This is a genomic window from Nocardia neocaledoniensis (assembly GCF_003182135.1).
GTDB classification, from domain to species: Bacteria; Actinomycetota; Actinomycetes; order Mycobacteriales; family Mycobacteriaceae; genus Nocardia; species Nocardia neocaledoniensis.
In genome coordinates this window covers 69,027-87,177 of record NZ_QGTL01000001.1, presented here as the reverse complement: position 1 = coordinate 87,177, position 18,151 = coordinate 69,027, and the positions used below count along the sequence as shown (strand labels likewise).

Genomic DNA, 18,151 nt, shown 5'->3' with positions numbered 1-18,151 from the left:
TTCCGTGACAGACGAACGACGCCTGGCACGCGACCCGATCGCCATTGTCGGGATGTCGGGTCTGCTGCCCAAGGCACACACCCACCGCGAGTACTGGCAGAACATCATCGACGGCGTCGACTGCACCTCCGAGGTGCCCGCGTCGCGCTGGAGCCTGGACGACTACTACGACCCCGACCGCGCGGCGCCGGACAAGACCTATTCGCGCCGTGGCGCTTTCCTGCCCGACGTCGCGTTCGACCCGCTCGAGTTCGGGATGCCGCCGAACCAGCTCGAGGTCACCAGCACCATGCAGACCCTGAGCCTCGGGGTGGCGCGTGACCTGCTCGCCGACGCGGGCGCGACCGGTTCGCGGTGGTACGACCCCGCGCGCACCGGCGTGGTGCTCGGCACCACCGGTCCGGTGCCGCTGATGCATCCGCTGGCCGCGCGCCTGTCGACGCCGGTGCTGGCGGAGGCAGGCCGGTCGATGGGCCTGTCCGAGAGCGATGTCGCGGAGATCTCACGCCGGTTCGTCGCCGCGTTCGCGCCGTGGGAGGAGAACTCCTTCCCCGGCCTGCTCGCCAATGTGGTGGCGGGCCGGGTCGCGAACCGCCTCGGGCTCGGCGGCATCAACTGCACCGTCGACGCGGCCTGCGCGGCCTCGCTGGCCGCGATCCGCACCGCGATCGCGGAACTGCAGGACGGTCGCGCCGACATGATGATCACCGGCGGCGTCGACACCGAGAACTCGATCTTCATCTACCTGTGCTTCAGCAAGGTCGGCGCGCTCTCGCCGACCGGCCGGATCAGCCCGTTCTCCGCCGAGGCCGACGGCACGCTGCTGGGCGAGGGCATCACCATGCTGGCCCTGCGCCGCCTCGCCGACGCGCGCCGCGACGGCAACCGCGTCTACGCGGTGATCCGCGGTCTCGGTTCCTCCAGTGACGGCCGCTCCAAGAGCATCTACGCGCCCCGCGCGGAGGGCCAGCGGGTGGCGCTCGACCGCGCCTACGCCGACGCGGAATGCTCACCCGCCGACGTGGAGCTCATCGAGGCGCACGCGACCGGCACGGCCGTCGGCGACAAGACCGAGCTGACCGCGCTGAAAGGGCTGCTCGCCGAGGCGAGTTCGGAGACCGGGTTCGCGGCGCTGGGCAGCGTGAAGTCCCAGATCGGACACACCAAGGGCGCCGCGGGCACCGCCGGGGTGATGAAGCTGGCGCTGGCCCTGCACCAGAAGGTGCTGCCCGCCACGATCAACGTCGACGCGCCCAACAGCGAGATCGACGCCGCCCGGACGCCGTTCTACGTCAACACCAGGACCCGCCCCTGGGTGCGTGACCCGCAGCGCCCGGTGCGCAGGGCCGCCGCCTCGGCCATGGGCTTCGGCGGCACCAACTTCCACATCGTGCTCGAGGAAGCCGACCAGACGCGCGGCCCGGTGTTGCACCGGGTGCCGCGCGCGCACGTCTGGCACGCCCCCGATGTCGCCGCGCTGATCGACGTCGTGCGCAGCACCCCCGGCACCGACGGCGGTGACATTCCGGCCGCGCACGCCAGGATCGGCTTCGTCTCCGTCGACGAGGACACCGCCGCGGATCTGCGCTCGCTCGCCGTCGACGAGCTGGTGCGCCGGCCCGACGCGGCGCACTGGGACCACCCCGAGGGCGTCTACTTCCGCGCGGCCGCCGTCCCCGACCCCAAGGTGGGCGTGCTGTTCGCGGGGCAGGGCAGCCAGTACGTGGACATGGGCCTGGACACGGCGCTGAACAATCCGCCCGTCGGAGCCGCTTTCGACGCGGCCAACGCCGCGTTCGTCGGCGCCGAGCAGCGGCTGGGCGCGGTGGTGTTCCCGCCGCCGGCGTTCACCGAGCAGACCCGCGCCGAGCAGGAATCCGCGTTGCGCCGTACCGAATTCGCGCAGCCCGCGATCGGCGCGCTCGCGGCCGGGCAGTTCCGGGTGCTCACCGAATTCGGGCTCAGGGCCGACGGTTACCTCGGCCACAGCTTCGGTGAGCTGACCGCGCTGTGGGCCTCCGGCGCGCTGAGCACCGCGGACTTCTTCGGTCTGGCCAGGGCGCGTGGCGCGGCGATGACGGTCGCCGACGACGCGGAGGCGGGCACGATGGTGGCCGTCAACGCGGCCCGCGAGGAGGTCGCCGAGGTCATCGCCGATCTCGACGACGTGTGGATCTGCAATCACAACGCGCCCGACCAGATCGTCGTCGGCGGTGGACCCGACGGCATCAGCGCCTTCACCGCGCGCAGTGCCGAGAACGGCTGGGCCACCAGGGATCTGCCCGTGGCCGCCGCGTTCCACACCCCGTACGTGGCCCACGCGGTGACCGAATTCGGCGCCGCCGTAGCCGAAGTCGACATCGCCGAGCCGGACGCGCCGGTCTACGCCGACACCGCGGGTGCCTCCTACGGCGCCGACGTCGCCGCCAACCGGGCGACCCTGACCGCGCAGCTGAGCCAGCCGGTCGAGTTCGTCGACGCGCTGCGGGCCATGCACGCCGACGGCTGCACGATCTTCGTCGAATGCGGTCCGAAGCAGGTGCTCACCTCGCTGGTGCGCCGCACCCTGGGCGACGACGTGATCGCCTTCGCCACCGACTCCGGCCCGATCGGCAACGGTGACGTGGCACTCAAGCGGGCGGCCGTCCGTCTCGCCGTCCTCGGTGTCGAGATCTCCGGGATCAACCGCTACGCCGCCACCCCCGACGCGCCGACCACCCCGGCGGCCGGCCGGATGACCGTGACGCTCTCGGCCCCCGAATACGTCCCCGACGCCCGCCGCGCCGCCTACGCCGAGGCGTTGTCGGGTGACTACCGCGTCCAGCTCGCGGCGCCGCACGCCCTCGCCGGCCCGGAAGCGGGGCCCGCACCCGTTGATGCACCCGCTGGGCTCTCGCCGCACGGATCGGCGCTGCCCGATCTCGCGACGACCGTTCCCGGGTCGGCCGTGGCGGGCTCGCGCGCCGTGGCCGACGGCCGGGCCGACTCGCCCTCGCACCCGCTCGCCGAATCACCTGCCGTGTCCGAACTCTCGCACCGCCCCTCGGTGCCCCCGCTCGTGGAGGAACAGCTCGTGACCATCCCCGTCGATCCGCTCGACACCGCACTCACCCAGCATCTGGACACGCACCGGCAGTACCTCGACGGCCAGCTCGACCTGGCCCGCGGGCTGGCGGGCGCGTTGAGCGCCGGTGCCGTCGACGACCACCTGCTGCGCGCCATCGAAGCCGTGAAGGACCACGGTGTCGCCATCAGCGAAAGCCACTCGCGGGCAAGCGATGTGCTCGCCCAGCTGGCCGAGCTGGAAAGCGGAGCCACGGGCCCGCGCACGGTGACCAGCTACCGGACCGCCCCCGCCTCGGTGCCCGCGCCCGCACCCACCCGGGCCCTGCCCGCCGCGCCCACTCCGAGCAACGGGTCCCCGGGGGTGCCCGCGAACGGCCATCTGCCCGCCCCCGCGCCCGAACCGGCGACACCCACAGGAAACGGCACTGCCTATCCGACCGGCGTGCCGGCCGCGAGTGCCGACCCCGCCGCGGAATCGCAGGCTGCCCCGGCGGCTGACACGCTCGGCGGCGAAGCGATCCGCGCAGCCCTGCGCGAAGTGGTCGCCGACAAGACCGGCTATCCGGTCGAGATGGTCGATCCGACCATGGATCTCGAGGCCGATCTCGGCGTCGACTCGATCAAGCGCGTGCAGGTGATCGGCGCGCTGCAGGAGCGCTTCCCGTCGCTGCCGAGCCTCGGCCCCGAGCAGCTCGGAACCTTGCGCACCCTCGATCAGATCGCCGATCTGCTCGCCGCCGACGGCGCGGCAACGACTGGCGCGGCGGGCGATTCCGCCACGCCGGCCGACGCCGCGGACACGGACGAGGTCGCCTCGGTGGACGCGGGTCTCACGCCCACCGCCGAGACCCTGCGGCAGGCGCTGCGGGAAGTGGTCGCCGACAAAACCGGTTACCCGGTCGAGATGGTCGATCCGACGATGGATCTGGAAGCGGATCTGGGGGTCGATTCGATCAAGCGGGTCCAGGTGATCGGCGCTCTGCAGGAACGGTTCCCGACGCTCCCCAGTCTCGGGCCCGAGCAACTCGGCACGCTGCGCTCCCTCGATCAGATCGTGGGCGAGCTGGCCGGGGGTGATGTCCACCCAAAAGCTGAGGCCGCGGCCGAAACGCCGCGGCACGTCGTCGAACTCGTCGAGCTCGCCCCGGTCGACCTGGCGGTGGACCCGTACCGGCCTGCCGGCCGGGCACTGATCGTGTGCCTGGACGAGTCCGCGGAAACCGACGCGGAGGCGATCGAGGAGGCGCTGCGCGCGCTCAGCTGGACGGTGCGCCGGGCCCGCCCCGACGACGAGGTGGCGGCCGCCGACCTGTGCGTGGTCGTGGCGGGTGTCGCCACGGAGTGGGCGCAGGCCGAGCGGATCCTGACCGAGGCGATCCTGGTCACCGGCCGCGTGGCGCCCGCGCTGCGGGGCGCGACCGGCCGGGCCGGATTCGTCACCGTCACCCGGCTCGACGGCCACCTCGGCCTGCTCGGGGACGCCGAGCCGATCCCCGCGCTGCTCGGCGGCCTCGGTGGCCTGGTGAAAACCCTTGCCGCCGAGGAACCCACCCTGTTCTGCCGCGCGCTCGACATCGCGCCCGCGGCGACGCCGGCCCGGGTGGCGCAGATCGTGCTCGAGGAACTGTGCGACGCGGCGATCGACACCGTCGAGGTCGGCGTCGACATCTCGGGACAGCGCCGCACGCCGGTGCCGAGCGGGCACAAGCCCGCCGTCACCACCGAGATCGTCAGCACGGCGACGGACCTCGCCCCGTCGGTCCTCACCGACGACGACCTGCTGCTGGTGACCGGCGGCGCCAGGGGAGTGACGGCGACGTGCGTGCTCGCGCTCGCCCGGCACAGCGCGGCGCGGTTCCTGCTGCTCGGCCGCACCACCCTCGCCGAGGAACCCACCTGGGCGCACGGCCTTCCCGACAGTGAGCTCAAGCCCGCCGCCGTACGCGCGCTGGCCGGAACCGGCGCGCGGCCCAGAGACATCGAGCGGGCCTGCGGTGACGTCCGCGCCGTCCGCGAGATCCGCTCCACCCTGGCCGCGCTCGGTGACCGCGCCGACTACCTGAGCGTCGACGCCACCGACGCGACGGCGCTCGCCGAGGCCGTCGCGCCCTGGCGCGACCGGATCACCGGTGTCGTGCACGGCGCCGGGGTGCTGGCCGACTCGATGATCCCGGACAAGACCGCCGACTCGATCGCTCGTGTGTTGCGCCCGAAGCTCGGCGGTCTGGCCGCCGTCCTCGCCGCGGTGGGGGAGCCGAGGGACCTGGTCCTGTTCACCTCGGTGGCCGGCCTCTTCGGCAACGCGGGCCAGGCCGACTACGCCGCGGCGAACGAGGCCCTGTGCCGGTTCGCGGTGAGCTGGCGGCGCAGGCATCCCGGACATCGCGTCACCGCGATCGACTGGGGCGCCTGGGACGGCGGCATGGTCACCGCCGACCTGCGCGCGCACTTCCGGGCCCGCGGCATCCCGCTGCTGGCCCCCGCCGCGGGCGTGGCCGCCTTCACCACCCAGTTCACCGCGAACCGCAGGCCCGAACCGGTCCTGCTGGTCGGCGCCGCCACCGCCCTGTCGACCGGTGACCGCGCCGCGGCCACGGTGCGCGCCCGCCGCGACATCGCCGGCTTGATCGACGAACCCGTGATCGAGGCCCACCGGATCGGCGAGCACATCGTGCTGCCCGCCACCTTCGGCCTCGGCGCGATGATCCATCTCGCCGAACGCACCGCGCCGGGCCACACCGTCGTGGGCGTCCGCGACTACCAGGTGCTCAAGGGACTCGTCTTCGACCACCCGGTCACCGCAGTGGAGATCGAGCTCGTCCCGAGCGCCGACGTGGACGGCCGGATCGCGGTGCGCGCCACCGTCTTCGACGGCAAGATCGCGCACTTCCGCGCGACCCTGCTGCTCGCCGCCGCCCCGGACAGCGGTGTCCGGCAAGCGGTTCCCGCGGGACCCGGCACCTCCGCCGACCGGATCTACCGGGACGCCGTGCAGTTCCACGCCCCCGCGCTCCAGGGCCTGCGCGCGATCCGGGCCGAGAGCGACACCGCGATCGTCCTGGATTGCCACCTGCCCACCGGCCCGGTCGCAGGCGGCGCCTACGCGGGCCGTCTGCACGACCCGGTCGCCGCCGACCTGATCCTGCAGGGCCCACCCGTCCTCGGCCACCGCCTCCTCGGCACGGCCTGCCTGCCCCTCGGCGTCGGCCGCATCGACTACCACCACCCGCTCCCGACTGCCGAACCTTTCGTGCTGGTGGTCGACAACCCGCGCGCGAGCAGGCTCGAAGCCCGCATCGACGCCACCGCACTGTCCACCGACGGCACAGTGCTGCAACGTTTCTCGGACGTCACCGTCCTCACGACGCCCGACCTGACGGACAAGTTCCAGACCTCGGTGAGGAAGTGGACCCGATGACAGCCCTCGACTTCGACGGCATCGCCTTCGACCCGACCGGCGTGACCCCGGCCCAGCCCGCCCCGGGCGTGCTGCCGCAGGCCGCGCGGCCGGGCGGACCAGCGCACGACACGGTGCCGCAGGCGCTCACACCCGCGCCGGCAGGGGTCCCCGCCGGACCCGCCGTGGCACCCGCCGGGGACACGGCGGAGTCGACTCGGCGGTCAGACGAGGCGGCGGCCCTCCCGGCGCAGGACCGTTCCACACGCCCGGTGGAAACGACCGCGACCGCTCGGACGAGGGCGGCGAGCGCCGGTGCGTCACGCGGCGTGATCGCCGAGCTCCGCACCGGCGTCACCACCGCCCACCGCGCCGCCCTGACCGCGCAGGTGGCCCTGCAGCGCGCGCTCTGGGCCCGAGCGGTAGGCATACCCTTGTCCAGCAAGGCATTTCGCGACGGCTCGGCGGACTTCGCCGCCGTTGCCGGCGAACTGCGATCGGCGGGTTCCACGGTAGTTCCCGTCGATCGGGGTGCCTCCTCCGCGCTCCACCATGTGTCCGGTGGCGAAGCGCCCGTACGGGAAGGCGCGTTCAAGCCGCTGGCGCGGACCGCGCGTACCTCCCTGGACCGGGCGGCGCTGGAATCGTTGACGACCGGTGCGATCGCGGAGGTGTTCGGGCCGGGACACCGGCGCGACGGTGTCGAGGTCGCGGCGCGGCTGGCCGCCGGAGAGCCGTTGGCGCTCACCGCGATCGAGGCGATCGAGCTCTACGGCGGTACCGGTGACGGCCGGATCGTCGCCCGGTACGAGGGCGCGCCCGAGGCCGCCGCGCGCCAGGCCGCCGAGGTGTTCGCGCTCTTCACCGGCATGCACCTGTGCCTGTCCGGCAGCACCCTGACCGGGGGAGCGGTGGCCACCGCCGGCACACCCCGGGACACGATCGGTGCCGCCGCCGGAAACGGCGCGGCCCAGGGCACGCTGGAGCTCGTCGTCACCGACCTGGACCTCGTTCCCCGCCCGCACGTCCTGGGCACGGCGCACTTCGCCGGTGGGGGGAGCCTGTCCGTCGAGGTCACCGTCACCGAGGCGCCCGGCGCGGGCATCGGTCCCGGCCAGGCCGTGCCGACCCTGCTGCTCAACGAATTCCACATGACCCACCTGGCGCGCGGCGACCAGGCGATCGCCATGGGCCCGGAATTCGCGGAGTACACCGGCGTCCGCGCGACGCGGCTGCCCACCGGCGGTCTGCTCCTCGTCGACCGCGTCCGCGAATTCGACGGTGCGCGAGGCACTCTCGACCACGCGGCCTACACCACCGAATACGATTCGCCCGCCGACTCCTGGTACTACGCCGACACCGCCAACGACTCCATGCCGCACTTCGTGTACATGGAGACCTCCCTGCAGGCGGCCCTGCTCATGGGCTACTACGCGGGACCCACGCTGACCCAGCCCGGCACCACCCTGAGCCTGCGCAATCTCGGCGGCACGGCGACGGTGCTGCGCCAGGTCGACCTGCGCGACCGCACCATCGAACAGTCCTCGCGGATGCTGTCGACCACGATCCTGCCCGGCTCCTCCCTGCAGACCTTCGACTACACGCTCAGCGTCGACGGCGCGCCGTTCTACACCGGCGAGACCATGTTCGGGTACTTCAGCGACGAGGCCCTCGCCAACCAGACCGGGCTCGACGCCGGACGGCCCGCACCGTCCTGGCTGGCCGAGAACCCGACCGCCCAGGTCCGGACGATCGACGTGGCCGCCCGCCGCGCCGACCCCGCCTCGCCGCTGTGCTCGCGCCGGACGCTGGCGCTCATCGACCGGGTCGAGGTGGTCGACGGCGGCGGGAAACACGGTGCGGGATACCTGCATTCACTGCGGCCCATCGACCCGGCGGACTGGTTCTTCGCCCGCCACTTCCACCTCGACCCGGTCATCCCCGGCTCACTCGGCGTCGAATCGGTGATCCACGCCGTCCAGGAATGGCTCGTGGACGCGGGCCACGCCGCGGACATGGCCGACCCGGTGTTCCGCATCCCCGCCGACATCCCCTTCAGCTGGCGCTACCGCGGCCAGTTCCTGCCCACCGACGGCACCGTCGAGCTCGAGGCCCACATCAAGGCGTTGCGCCGCGGGCCGCGCGGCGTGACCGCGGTGGTGGACGGTTCGCTGTGGAAGCCGGGCCTGCGTATCTACGAGGTGACCGACCTGGCCGTCGAACTCGTCGATCGGAGCGCGTGATGACCACGATGCGCACCGTGGCGCTCGCCACTGCTACCGAGGCCATCACCGCCCTGCTGCTCGATCTGGACTCGCCGGTCTGGATCGTCCGTGCCGACGGACAGGTCGGCGCCACCGCCGACGAGACCGTCGCCGCCCGCGCCCAGGTGCTCGCCGCGGTCGTGCCGCTGCCGCCGGAACGCCTCGGCGACAGCGCCTTCCGCGCGGCCCACGGTGTCCGCGCCGCCTATGCCGCCGGTGCGATGGCCAACGGCATCGCCTCGCCCGCCCTGGTGAAGGCCATGGCGCGGCACGGCTACCTGGCCGCCTACGGCGCGGCGGGCGTCGCGCCCGCCACGGTGGACGCGGCACTGGGCGAGCTCGCCGCCGACCTGGGCGCGCAGCCGTTCGCCTGCAACCTCATCCACAGTCCGAGCGAACCCGCCCTGGAACGCGCGATCGTCGACGCCTGCCTGCGCCACGATGTCCGCTGCGTGGAGGCCTCGGCCTTCATGGACCTGACCGCCGAGGTCGTGCGCTATCGCGCCCTCGGTCTGCGCGTCGACCGGCGCGGCGGCATCGAGATCGGGCACCGGGTGATCGCCAAGGTCTCCCGCGTCGAGGTGGCCGAGCTGTTCCTGCGGCCCGCGCCCGCCCGGCTGCTGCGCGAACTCGTGGCGGCGGGCCGGATCACCGCCGAGCAGGCCCGGCTCGCCGAGCAGGTGCCGATGGCCGACGACATCACCGCCGAAGCCGACTCCGGCGGCCACACCGACCGCAGGCCGCTGACGGTGCTGCTGCCGGAACTGATCGCGGCCAGGGACCGGCTCGGCGCCACCGTGCCCGGCGCCGAGCGTGTGCGGATCGGCGCGGCAGGCGGGCTCGGCACACCCGACGCCGTCGCCGCCGCCTTCGGGCTCGGCGCGGCCTACGTGGTGACGGGGTCGGTCAACCAGTCGGCCGTCGAGGCGGCGCAATGCGGCGCCACCAAGACCTTGCTGGCGCGGGCCGAATTCGCCGACTGCGCCATGTCGCCGTCCTCGGACATGTTCGAGCTCGGCGTGCAGGTGCAGGTGCTGCGCCGGGGCACGATGTTCGCGGCCCGCGCGCAGAAGCTCTACGACACCTACCGCGCCTACCCCGGGCTCGACGCGCTGCCGACCGCGCTGCGCGCCGAGCTGGAATCCACCCTGTTCCGCAGGCCGCTCGACGAGGTGTGGCAGGAGTGCGTCCGGTACTTCACCGAGCGCGACCCGGCCCAGCTGAGCGGGGCCGAGCGGGACCCGAAAGCCAAGATGGCGTTGGTCTTCCGCTGGTACCTCGGCCTGTCCTCGGGCTGGAGCATCCGCGGCGAGGCCGATCGGGTCGCCGACTACCAGATCTGGTGCGGCCCCGCGATGGGCGCCTTCAACACCTGGACGGCGGGCACCCATCTCGCCGCACCGGAGAACCGCGCGGTCGCCGAGATCGCCGCGCAGCTGCTGTTCGGCGCCGCCTACCTCACCCGCGTCGCCCACCTGCGCACCGCGGGGGTGCGCCTGCCCGCGGCCTGCGCCCGCTACGTCCCACGCCCGCTGGAGGACCGATGACCGTCGTCGACACCACCGCGACCACCGGCACGGCCTGGCTGCTGTGCCCCCTCTGCGACACGATGATCTACCGCAAACGCTACGAGCGGGCGAGCCGGGTGTGCCCGGAATGCGACGGCCACGGCATGCTCACCGCCGACCAGCGCGTCGACCAGCTCCTCGACGCCGACTCGGCCAAGCCGATCGCCACCGCGGCCACCGTCGCCGACCCGCTCGGCTTCACCGACACCCGCGCCTACCCCGAGCGGATCAGGCAGGCGCGGGAGAGCACCGACCTGCCGGAGGCGATCCGCTGCGTGCGCGGCACCGTCGACGGCACCCCGATCGTGCTGGCGGTCATGGACTTCCGCTTCCTCGGCGGCAGCCTCGGCAGCGCCGTCGGCGAGGCCGTCACCGCCGCGGCGGAGGCGGCGCTGGCCGACCGGGCGCCGCTGGTGCTCGTGACCGCCTCCGGCGGGGCCAGGATGCAGGAGGGCATCGTCGCGCTCATACAGATGGCCAAGACCAGCCGGGCGCTGCGCCGCCTCGACGACGCAGGCGTGCTGACGATCTCGATCATCAGCGACCCCACCTACGGCGGCGTCGCGGCGTCCTTCGCCACCGCCACCGACATCATCATCGCCGAACCCGGTGCGCGCCTGGGCTTCGCGGGGCCCCGGGTGATCCGGCAGACCATCGGCCAGACCCTGCCCGAGGGCTTCCAGACCGCGGAATTCCTGCTCGAACACGGCATCGTCGACATGATCTGCCACCGTTGGGCGCTGCGCACCCGGCTCTCCCGGCTGGTCGCGATGACCGAGCGGCCACCGCTGCGCACCGAACCCGGTGACCCCGACGCGCTCGTCACCGACCCCGCCGCGCTCAGCGTGGGCGAGTCCTGGGACCGCGTGCGCGCGGCCCGGCGGCTCGACCGGCCGACCACCCTGGACTACCTCGCCGCCGCTTTCGACGATTTCGTCGAACTGCACGGCGACCGCATGTCGGCCGACTGCCCCGCCATGATCGCGGGCCTGGCCCGCCTCGACGGACTGCCGGTTGTCGTGCTCGGCACCCAGAAGGGCCACACCGGACCCGAACTCACCGAGCGCAACTACGGGATGCCCACTCCGGCGGGCTATCGCAAGGCGGTCCGGGCGCTGCGCCTGGCCGCGAAACTCGGCAGGCCCGTCGTCGCGCTGGTGGACACGGCGGGCGCCTACCCCGGCATCGAGGCCGAGGAGCAGGGCCAGGCGGTGGCCATTGCCGAATCGCTGAAACTGCTGGCCGGTCTGCCTGTTCCGGTGGTCACCGTGATCACCGGCGAGGGCGGCAGCGGCGGCGCGCTCGCGCTGGCGCTGGCCGATCGGGTGCTGGTGTGCGAGAACGCGATCTACTCGGTGATCAGTCCCGAGGGCTGCGCCGCCATCCTGTGGAAGGACCCGGCCGCCGCGCCCCGTGCGGCCGCCGCGCTGCGGGTCGACGCGGTCGCCCTGCTCGAGCTCGGCATCGCCGACGCCGTCGTCCCCGAACCCGAGGGCGGCGCCGACCGCGATCCCGTCGGCGCGGCGGCACTGCTGCGGCGGGCGGTGCGCCAAGCGGTGCACGAGCTGCGGGCCTGGCCGACCGCCGACCTGATCGCCCAGCGGCACAGTCGTTTCCGTGGCTACGGCCTGGCCCGCGACCTCACGGAGACCTCGTGGTCGACTTCCTGATCCGCCACCCGCTGACCGTCCTGCGGCAGAGTCTGCAGCGCACCGACCCGTCCGCCACCGAACACCCGCACCGAGCTTCAGGAGCAGCCCCGATGACCGAGTCCGTGACCAGCGACCCCGCCGCGCGGGCGGTCAGCCCGACCGAAGCGGACCACAGCCTCGCGGTGCTCAGCCGTCACGCCATGAGTGTGCGCGCCACCGGGTCCGCCCCGACCTCGGTGACGGTCGCCAATGGTCCGGTGTCCCTGCGCATCACCTGGGACGAGCGCCCCGCTGCGACGCCCGCCGAGAACGGGGAGCCGGCGGGGCACCTGGTGCTCGTCCCGGCCGACCCCGCCGCCGGGACGGTGGCGACGGCGGATCGGTCCGCCGACACCGGCGCCGCGACGACCTTCCCCCTCACCGCCGAGACCGTCGGCGTGTTCTATCGCGCGCCCGAACCCGGCGCCGCGCCGTTCGTCGCGGTGGGCGACCCCGTTCGCGCCGGTCAGCAGGTGGGCATCATCGAGGCGATGAAGCTGATGATCCCGGTCACCGCCGCGCGGGAGGGCGTGGTGGCGGAGATCCTCGTCGACAACGGCGACGCCGTGGAGCACGGCCAGGCCCTGATCGTGTTCGAGGCGCTGCGGTGACGCGCCCCTTCCACAAGGTCCTGGTCGCCAACCGCGGGGAGATCGCGGTCAGGGTGATCCGGACCTGCCGCGAACTGGGCATCGCCACGGTGGCGGTGCACTCGGCCGCGGACCGCGACTCCGCGGCGGTGCGCCTGGCCGACGAACACGTCCAGATCGGCCCGGCCCCGGCCAAACGCAGCTACCTGTCGATCCCCGCGATCATCGAGGCGGCGCGCGCCACCGGGGCCGACGCGATCCATCCGGGGTACGGATTCCTCTCGGAGGACCCGGATTTCGCCGAGGTGTGCCAGGCCGAGGGCTTCGTGTTCGTCGGCGCCCCGCCCGCGGTCATGGCCCGCCTCGGTGACAAGTCGACCGCTCGCGCGCTGATGGCCGACGCGGGCCTGCCCCTGCTGCCCGGCAGCCGCGACGCCATCGACGATCCCGACGGGGCGCGCGCCCTGGCCGACGAGATCGGCTACCCGGTGATCATCAAGGCTGTCGCGGGTGGCGGCGGCCGCGGGATGCGGGTGGTGCGTGACGGCGAGGAGTTCGCCACGGCCTGGCAGCACACCAGGGCCGCGGCCGCCGCCGTCTTCGGCGACGGCAGGCTCTATGTCGAGCGGTACCTGGAATCGGCCAGGCACGTGGAGGTCCAGATCCTCGCCGACACCCATGGCACCGTCCGGCACCTGGGTCTGCGGGACTGTTCGCTGCAGCGCAGGCATCAGAAGCTGGTCGAGGAATCGCCGGCGCCGGGCCTGTCGCCGGAGCTCGCCGACCGCATCGGCGCCGCGGCCGTCCGCGGCTGCGAGGCGGCCGGTTACGTCGGCGCGGGCACCGTGGAGTTCCTGCTCGCGCCCGACGGCCGTTTCTACTTCATGGAAGTCAACTGCCGCCTCCAGGTGGAGCACCCCGTCACCGAGATGGTCACCGGCGTCGACCTGGTCGCCGAACAGCTGCGCATCGCGGCGGGCGACCCGCTGACCCTCGGCGATCGCGCGCCGTACGGTGTCGCCATCGAATGCCGCCTCAATGCCGAAGACCCGGAACGCGCGTTCGCGCCCGCCCCCGGCACGCTCGTCGAGTGCGCGCTCCCCGCCGGCCCGTTCGTGCGCGTGGACACCCAGGTGGCGCAGGGCTATGCCATTCCGCCACATTATGATTCACTCCTCGCGAAGGTCATCGTCTGGGCGCCGGACCGGCCGACGGCCATCGCCCGCATGCGCCGCGCGCTCGCCGAGACCACGATCACCGGCCCCGGCGTGGCCACCACCACCGACTTCCTCCACGACATCCTCGACCACCCGCGCTTCCGGGCCGCCACCCACGACACGGCCCTCATCGGCGCCCTGAACGAACCGGCCGCCGTGCGGTAGGCGTTGGCGTGCGCCCGGCCGTCCTGCGCCGAGCATCGCCGCGCTGGTGCTTCGCGCCCGACCACCGAGCATCCGGTGCAGTTGCGGCCTGGCACTTCCTTGGTGCGTCCGAGCGCATCTCAACGGTCACGGCGGAAGCGTGCAGCTCGGCCGGGGCGCGCACACTGCGTGCGCTAGGTGGACGTGCGTCGGCCGGGCTGCCCGCCGGGGCGGCCGGTCGCGATGAGCGGGAACGGTCTGCGGAGGTCGACCATCCGCGCGGTCGGGATCTCGCGCTGCCGCTCGATGATCGTCCCGACCGAGGCGGTGCCGACCGAGACGGAGACGGTGCAGTCGCCGGGGCCGAGGGCGACGAGGTGCGCGTCGCGGACGGTCGCCGCCAGCGGCTGTACTTCCAGCGCGAGCACGAGTTCCACGGTGAGCGAGCCCGACGAGTGCCCGTCCACGAGGATCTCGAGGCTCGGCCGGTAGGTGTGGGTGAGTTCGTGCGCGAGCAGTTCGACGTTCTCCTCGGGACCGGTGCGGGTGCGCTGGGCGGCGCCACGGAGCCGGTCGTACCCGCGCCAGCCGGCCAGCGCCGCGTCACCGACGCTGATGTCGAGCAGGCCGTCCAGCGCCGCCGCGATCTTCGGCAGGGCCAGCTCGCGCACGAGCGGCCCGAGTGCCGGCGCGGCCAGCCGCAGCTGGCGATCGACGCCGAGTTCGCGCAGCCGGGCCGTCAGCTCGGCGCGACCGACCTCGTGGGAACCGTTGTCGTACAGCACCGCTCGCGCGGTGAGCGCCTCAGGGAACATCAGCGGACCTCTCGCACGGTGATGAACGGTTCCGGCCGGTGCGTCCTGATCTCTACGGTCGGCACCCGGGCGGGCACGGTCCTGAAGTCGAGCCGCGGTCGCGGATCGGCGTGGACGCGCACGCTCACCTCGGGCTCCCGCTGCTCGGGCGGGACGCGGACACCGACCGGGGGTCGCCCCGGGTCGGGTGGGCGCGATCGGCCGCGGACGGCGAGCGCGATGGCCCCGCCGACGAGCAGCAGCCCGACGAGCCCGGCCGGGCCCGCCGACGGCGACCCCGAGGATCCGTCCGGGCCGTGCGCGTCCGCGGTCGGCGGCACCGGGTCGACGACGGCCGGCTCCTCGGTGACGACGGGTTCGGTGCTGATCGGTGCGGTGCTGATCGGGACCGTGGTGGTCACCGGAACGGCGAGAATCCGGACCGACACGGAGTCGGTGATATCGGGATCGGCGGTGCAGCTGACCCACAGCGTGCTCGCGCCCAGCGCCGCCGTCTTCGGGACCGGCACCGACGCGGCGAACGTGTAGTCGCCCCCGACCTTCGCGCTGACGATGCCGGTCTGCGCGGTCTCATCGACCGCCGAGGTCGGTGTGGCGGCCCAGTTCGGGACGATCGAGACCTGATCGCACAGCCAATTCGTCCCGTGCACCGCCATCGCGCTTCCGCGCATCGCCGAAACGGGCGCCCGCAGTGTCGGCGTGAACCCGTCACCGGTACCGCTGCCGTCCCCGGACCGTGAGGTCGTGGTCGTGGCAGGGGGAGGCGAGGTCGACGACGGCAGCGCCATCGCCCAACCCACTCCGAACGCCCCCGCGAACGAGACAACGCCGACGAGCACCCCCAGCCCGCTCCACAGCCGAACCGCCGACCCCACCGTCATCGCACTCCGCACCCCGCGAAATCAGCATCGGCACAACGGGATCCGTTGCGCCTCAACCATAATCCGCCCTATGCCCCCCGGCAAGACCCGTCAACCCGGCTGAATCGGCCCCGGCGCTGTGACGCCTCCGTGGCAGGCCGGAGCGCGCTTCAGCACCAAGACGGTGGCTCCGCGGCCGGATCATCGCGCACGGCGTCGATGCGAGGATCGGCCACAAGACGATCGATCGCCTCCGCGGCGGCACCGATCGAGGCGAAGTGCGGATCGACATCGTCGGTGACGCACCACGCGCGGTCCGCGGGCCAGATGAACGCGGGATCGGGGCAGTCGCCGAACGGCCATCGTGCGCTGTCGCCGCTGTTCCAGTCCGCGAAGTCCGCGAGTGCGCCACGGAGCAGCCAGTAGTCGCGGTGGGGAATCCGCAGCGTGGGCGCCGTGTCGATGGTGATCGTGCTCCACCCGTTCCACACGGCGAAATAGCAGGTCTCGGGTGTGGTCGTGGACCGCGCCAGGGTTTCCAGCGCGATACCGATCTGCTGCTTCTCCGACAGTTCCGGCTGGTCGAAGCGGACGTCGTTCAGCCTTTGCCCGGGAAAGCGAGGGTCGGGCGCGAACCTGAGCCGCGCATACCTCTGATACCCGGCGGGGCCGCGCGCGGCGAGCCGATGCCATGGCAGCTCCTGGTGGAGCAGCCAGTCAGCGGCTGCCGCGTCACGGCACAGTGCGAATGTCACCCGACCATTGTGGAGGGCGCGCCGATCTCACTTGAGGCCCGAGCGGACGAAGGCGTTGACGATGTGGCGTTGGAGGACCAGGTAGAGGAGGAGGACGGGAAGGCAGGCGAGGCTGGCCAGGGCCATCATGGGGCCCCATTGGTCGCCTTCGGTGCCCATGAAGCTGCGCAGGCCCAGCTGGAGGACGTCGTTGGACTGGCGCAGAACCACGGCGGGCCAGAAATATTCGTTCCAGGCGTTGATGAACAGCAGGATGCCGAGGGCGGCCAGGGCGGGGCGCAGGTTGGGGACGACCACGGTCCACAGGATGGCCCAGGAGGAGCGGCCGTCCATCTTCGCGGCCGCGATGAGCTCCTTCGGGAACGCCGTCATGTGCTGGCGCAGCAGCAGCACTCCCAGCGCCGAGCACAGCGTCGGCACGACGCAGCCGATGAGCGTGTTGATCAGGCCCAGCTCGTTGAGCAGGATGTAGTTGGGCAGCATGGTCACCTGGAACGGCACCAGCCAGACGCCGACGAACGCCAGATACATCAGCCGCTGCAGCGGGAAGGTGTACATCGCGAACGCGTACGACGCGAGCAGCGCCACCAGCAGCTGCCCGGCCGCGGACAGGATCGCCACGAAGAACGTGTTGGCGATCAGCCCGGCGACATCCACCTTCTGCGCCGCGTCGAGATAGTTCTCGATCGACAGCGGCCACGGCAGCGGGGTCAGCGAGGTGACGTCCTCGGGACGGCGCAGTGCCGTCGCGAACAGCCAGTAGATGGGGAACACGCACAGCAGCGCCGTGGCGGCGAGCAGCAGATGGCTGCCCGCCGCGCGCAGACGGTCAATCATCATGAACAGCAACCTTTTCCGAGATCCAGACCAGCACCGCGGCCAGCGCGCCGAAACCGACGAACAGCAACACCCCCGCCGCGGCGCTGAGCCCGGCGTCGAAGCTGTGGAACGCGTAGTCCCAGAGCAGGTAGTAGATGTTGGTGGTGGCCTGCGACGGCCCGCCCTGGGTCATCGAGTCGATCAGCGGGAACGACAGGGTGGGGCTGAGCAGCACGGTGGTGAGCACGAGGAACAGCAGCGTGGGGGACAGCAGCGGCAGGGTGATCCAGCGCCGGATCTGCCCCGGGGTGGCCCCGTCGACCCGCGCGGCCTCGCTGTAGTCGCCGCTGATCCCGGCCAGCCCGGCCCACACCACCAGCGTCGCGAAACCGAGCAGCTGCCACCCCGTGATCATGATGATCACCGCCTGCGCGGTCGAGGCGTCGTAGACCCAGTTGTGGCCGGTGCCGAGCAGCTGATCGACGAAGCCGCTGCCCGGATGCAGCAGCCACCGCCACACCGCCGCCGCGGCGACCGGCGCCACGAGGAACGGCGCGAACACCAGCGCCTGATAGACGGTCCTGGCCCGGCCGTGCACGCGCCGGCTCGCCAGCGCGATGAGCACCGGCAACAGCACCGTGAACGGGAGCAATCCCAGGATCAGGGTCGCGGTGCGGCCCAGCGATCCCCAGAACGCCGGAAGATCCAGCAGCCGTTCGTAATTGGCCGTACCGACCGGCTTCATCGGCGCGGTCGGCAGCAGGTTCCACGAATAGGTGGACAGCTCGACGGCCTGGGCCAGCGGCTGATAGGTCCACACCACCAGCAGCACCAGCGCGGGCGCGAGGTACAGGTAGGGCGCGATCAGCCGGGTCAGCGCGCGACGGGTGAACCGGCGCGGACCCGGCGCCGCGGTGCTGGGCACCGCCTGCGCCGGGTCCTGCCGTTCGTCGATGACGAACATG

Annotated in this window: 11 protein-coding genes; 6 read left to right on the top strand and 5 right to left on the bottom strand. The window is 72.7% G+C overall.

The genetic code is table 11. The annotated features are described in order from the left end of the window. Positions 1–4 precede the first annotated feature (4 nt). The 6 genes from DFR69_RS00380 (at position 5) to DFR69_RS00355 (ending at position 13,958) form a co-directional block, all read left to right on the top strand. On the top strand, positions 5–6,484 hold the full coding sequence (locus tag DFR69_RS00380) for a type I polyketide synthase (protein ID WP_110035389.1): 6,480 nt from the start codon (positions 5–7) through the stop codon (positions 6,482–6,484). Continuing rightward, positions 6,481–8,706: a beta-ketoacyl synthase gene (locus DFR69_RS00375; RefSeq protein WP_244198011.1), complete on the top strand. Its 2,226-nt coding sequence runs from the start codon at positions 6,481–6,483 to the stop codon at positions 8,704–8,706. The genes DFR69_RS00380 and DFR69_RS00375 overlap by 4 nt, the downstream gene beginning before the upstream one ends. Further along, the gene (locus tag DFR69_RS00370) at positions 8,706–10,274 is read left to right on the top strand and encodes a PfaD family polyunsaturated fatty acid/polyketide biosynthesis protein (protein ID WP_110035388.1); all 1,569 of its coding nucleotides are present in this window, start codon (positions 8,706–8,708) and stop codon (positions 10,272–10,274) included. The genes DFR69_RS00375 and DFR69_RS00370 overlap by 1 nt, the downstream gene beginning before the upstream one ends. Continuing rightward, positions 10,271–11,965 carry an acetyl-CoA carboxylase, carboxyltransferase subunit beta gene (gene accD, locus DFR69_RS00365; protein ID WP_110035387.1) on the top strand — a complete coding sequence of 565 codons (1,695 nt, stop codon included), beginning with the start codon at positions 10,271–10,273 and terminating at the stop codon, positions 11,963–11,965. Before DFR69_RS00370 ends, accD begins: the two co-directional genes overlap by 4 nt. A gap of 92 nt (positions 11,966–12,057) precedes the next feature. Beyond that, a complete protein-coding gene (locus DFR69_RS00360; RefSeq protein WP_208643880.1) occupies positions 12,058–12,597 on the top strand; it encodes an acetyl-CoA carboxylase biotin carboxyl carrier protein in 540 nt (179 codons plus the stop codon). Next, a complete protein-coding gene (locus DFR69_RS00355; RefSeq protein ID WP_110035386.1) occupies positions 12,594–13,958 on the top strand; it encodes an acetyl-CoA carboxylase biotin carboxylase subunit in 1,365 nt (454 codons plus the stop codon). Before DFR69_RS00360 ends, DFR69_RS00355 begins: the two co-directional genes overlap by 4 nt. A gap of 173 nt (positions 13,959–14,131) precedes the next feature. Here the strand turns inward: DFR69_RS00355 and DFR69_RS00350 are convergent, their stop codons facing one another. The 5 genes from DFR69_RS00350 to DFR69_RS00330 form a co-directional block, all read right to left on the bottom strand. After that, positions 14,132–14,752, bottom strand: coding sequence for a hypothetical protein (locus tag DFR69_RS00350; RefSeq protein ID WP_110035385.1), 621 nt, complete (start codon positions 14,750–14,752; stop codon positions 14,132–14,134). Then, positions 14,752–15,633, bottom strand: coding sequence for a hypothetical protein (locus DFR69_RS00345; protein WP_146229172.1), 882 nt, complete (start codon positions 15,631–15,633; stop codon positions 14,752–14,754). Before DFR69_RS00345 ends, DFR69_RS00350 begins: the two co-directional genes overlap by 1 nt. Positions 15,634–15,782: 149 nt before the next feature. Beyond that, the gene (locus DFR69_RS00340; RefSeq protein ID WP_110035383.1) at positions 15,783–16,367 is read right to left on the bottom strand and encodes a hypothetical protein; all 585 of its coding nucleotides are present in this window, start codon (positions 16,365–16,367) and stop codon (positions 15,783–15,785) included. Positions 16,368–16,394: 27 nt separating this feature from the next. Beyond that, entirely contained in the window at positions 16,395–17,207 is an 813-nt protein-coding gene (locus DFR69_RS00335) for a carbohydrate ABC transporter permease (protein WP_110035382.1), read from the bottom strand. Continuing rightward, the gene (locus tag DFR69_RS00330; protein ID WP_186817401.1) at positions 17,197–18,150 is read right to left on the bottom strand and encodes a carbohydrate ABC transporter permease; all 954 of its coding nucleotides are present in this window, start codon (positions 18,148–18,150) and stop codon (positions 17,197–17,199) included. The genes DFR69_RS00335 and DFR69_RS00330 overlap by 11 nt, the downstream gene beginning before the upstream one ends. Between the last annotated feature and the right edge of the window lies 1 nt (position 18,151).

What these genes read in the sequence shown, in the direction of transcription:
- DFR69_RS00375 (WP_244198011.1), top strand. Translation starts at nt 6,481, where the DNA reads ATGACAGCCCTCGACTTCGACGGCATCGCCTTCGACCCGACCGGCGTG.
- DFR69_RS00370 (WP_110035388.1), top strand. Translation starts at nt 8,706, where the DNA reads ATGACCACGATGCGCACCGTGGCGCTCGCCACTGCTACCGAGGCCATC.
- accD (WP_110035387.1), top strand. Translation starts at nt 10,271, where the DNA reads ATGACCGTCGTCGACACCACCGCGACCACCGGCACGGCCTGGCTGCTG.
- DFR69_RS00360 (WP_208643880.1), top strand. Translation starts at nt 12,058, where the DNA reads ATGACCGAGTCCGTGACCAGCGACCCCGCCGCGCGGGCGGTCAGCCCG.
- DFR69_RS00350 (WP_110035385.1), bottom strand. Translation starts at nt 14,752, where the DNA reads ATGTTCCCTGAGGCGCTCACCGCGCGAGCGGTGCTGTACGACAACGGT.
- DFR69_RS00345 (WP_146229172.1), bottom strand. Translation starts at nt 15,633, where the DNA reads ATGACGGTGGGGTCGGCGGTTCGGCTGTGGAGCGGGCTGGGGGTGCTC.
- DFR69_RS00335 (WP_110035382.1), bottom strand. Translation starts at nt 17,207, where the DNA reads ATGATGATTGACCGTCTGCGCGCGGCGGGCAGCCATCTGCTGCTCGCC.
- DFR69_RS00330 (WP_186817401.1), bottom strand. Translation starts at nt 18,150, where the DNA reads ATGTTCGTCATCGACGAACGGCAGGACCCGGCGCAGGCGGTGCCCAGC.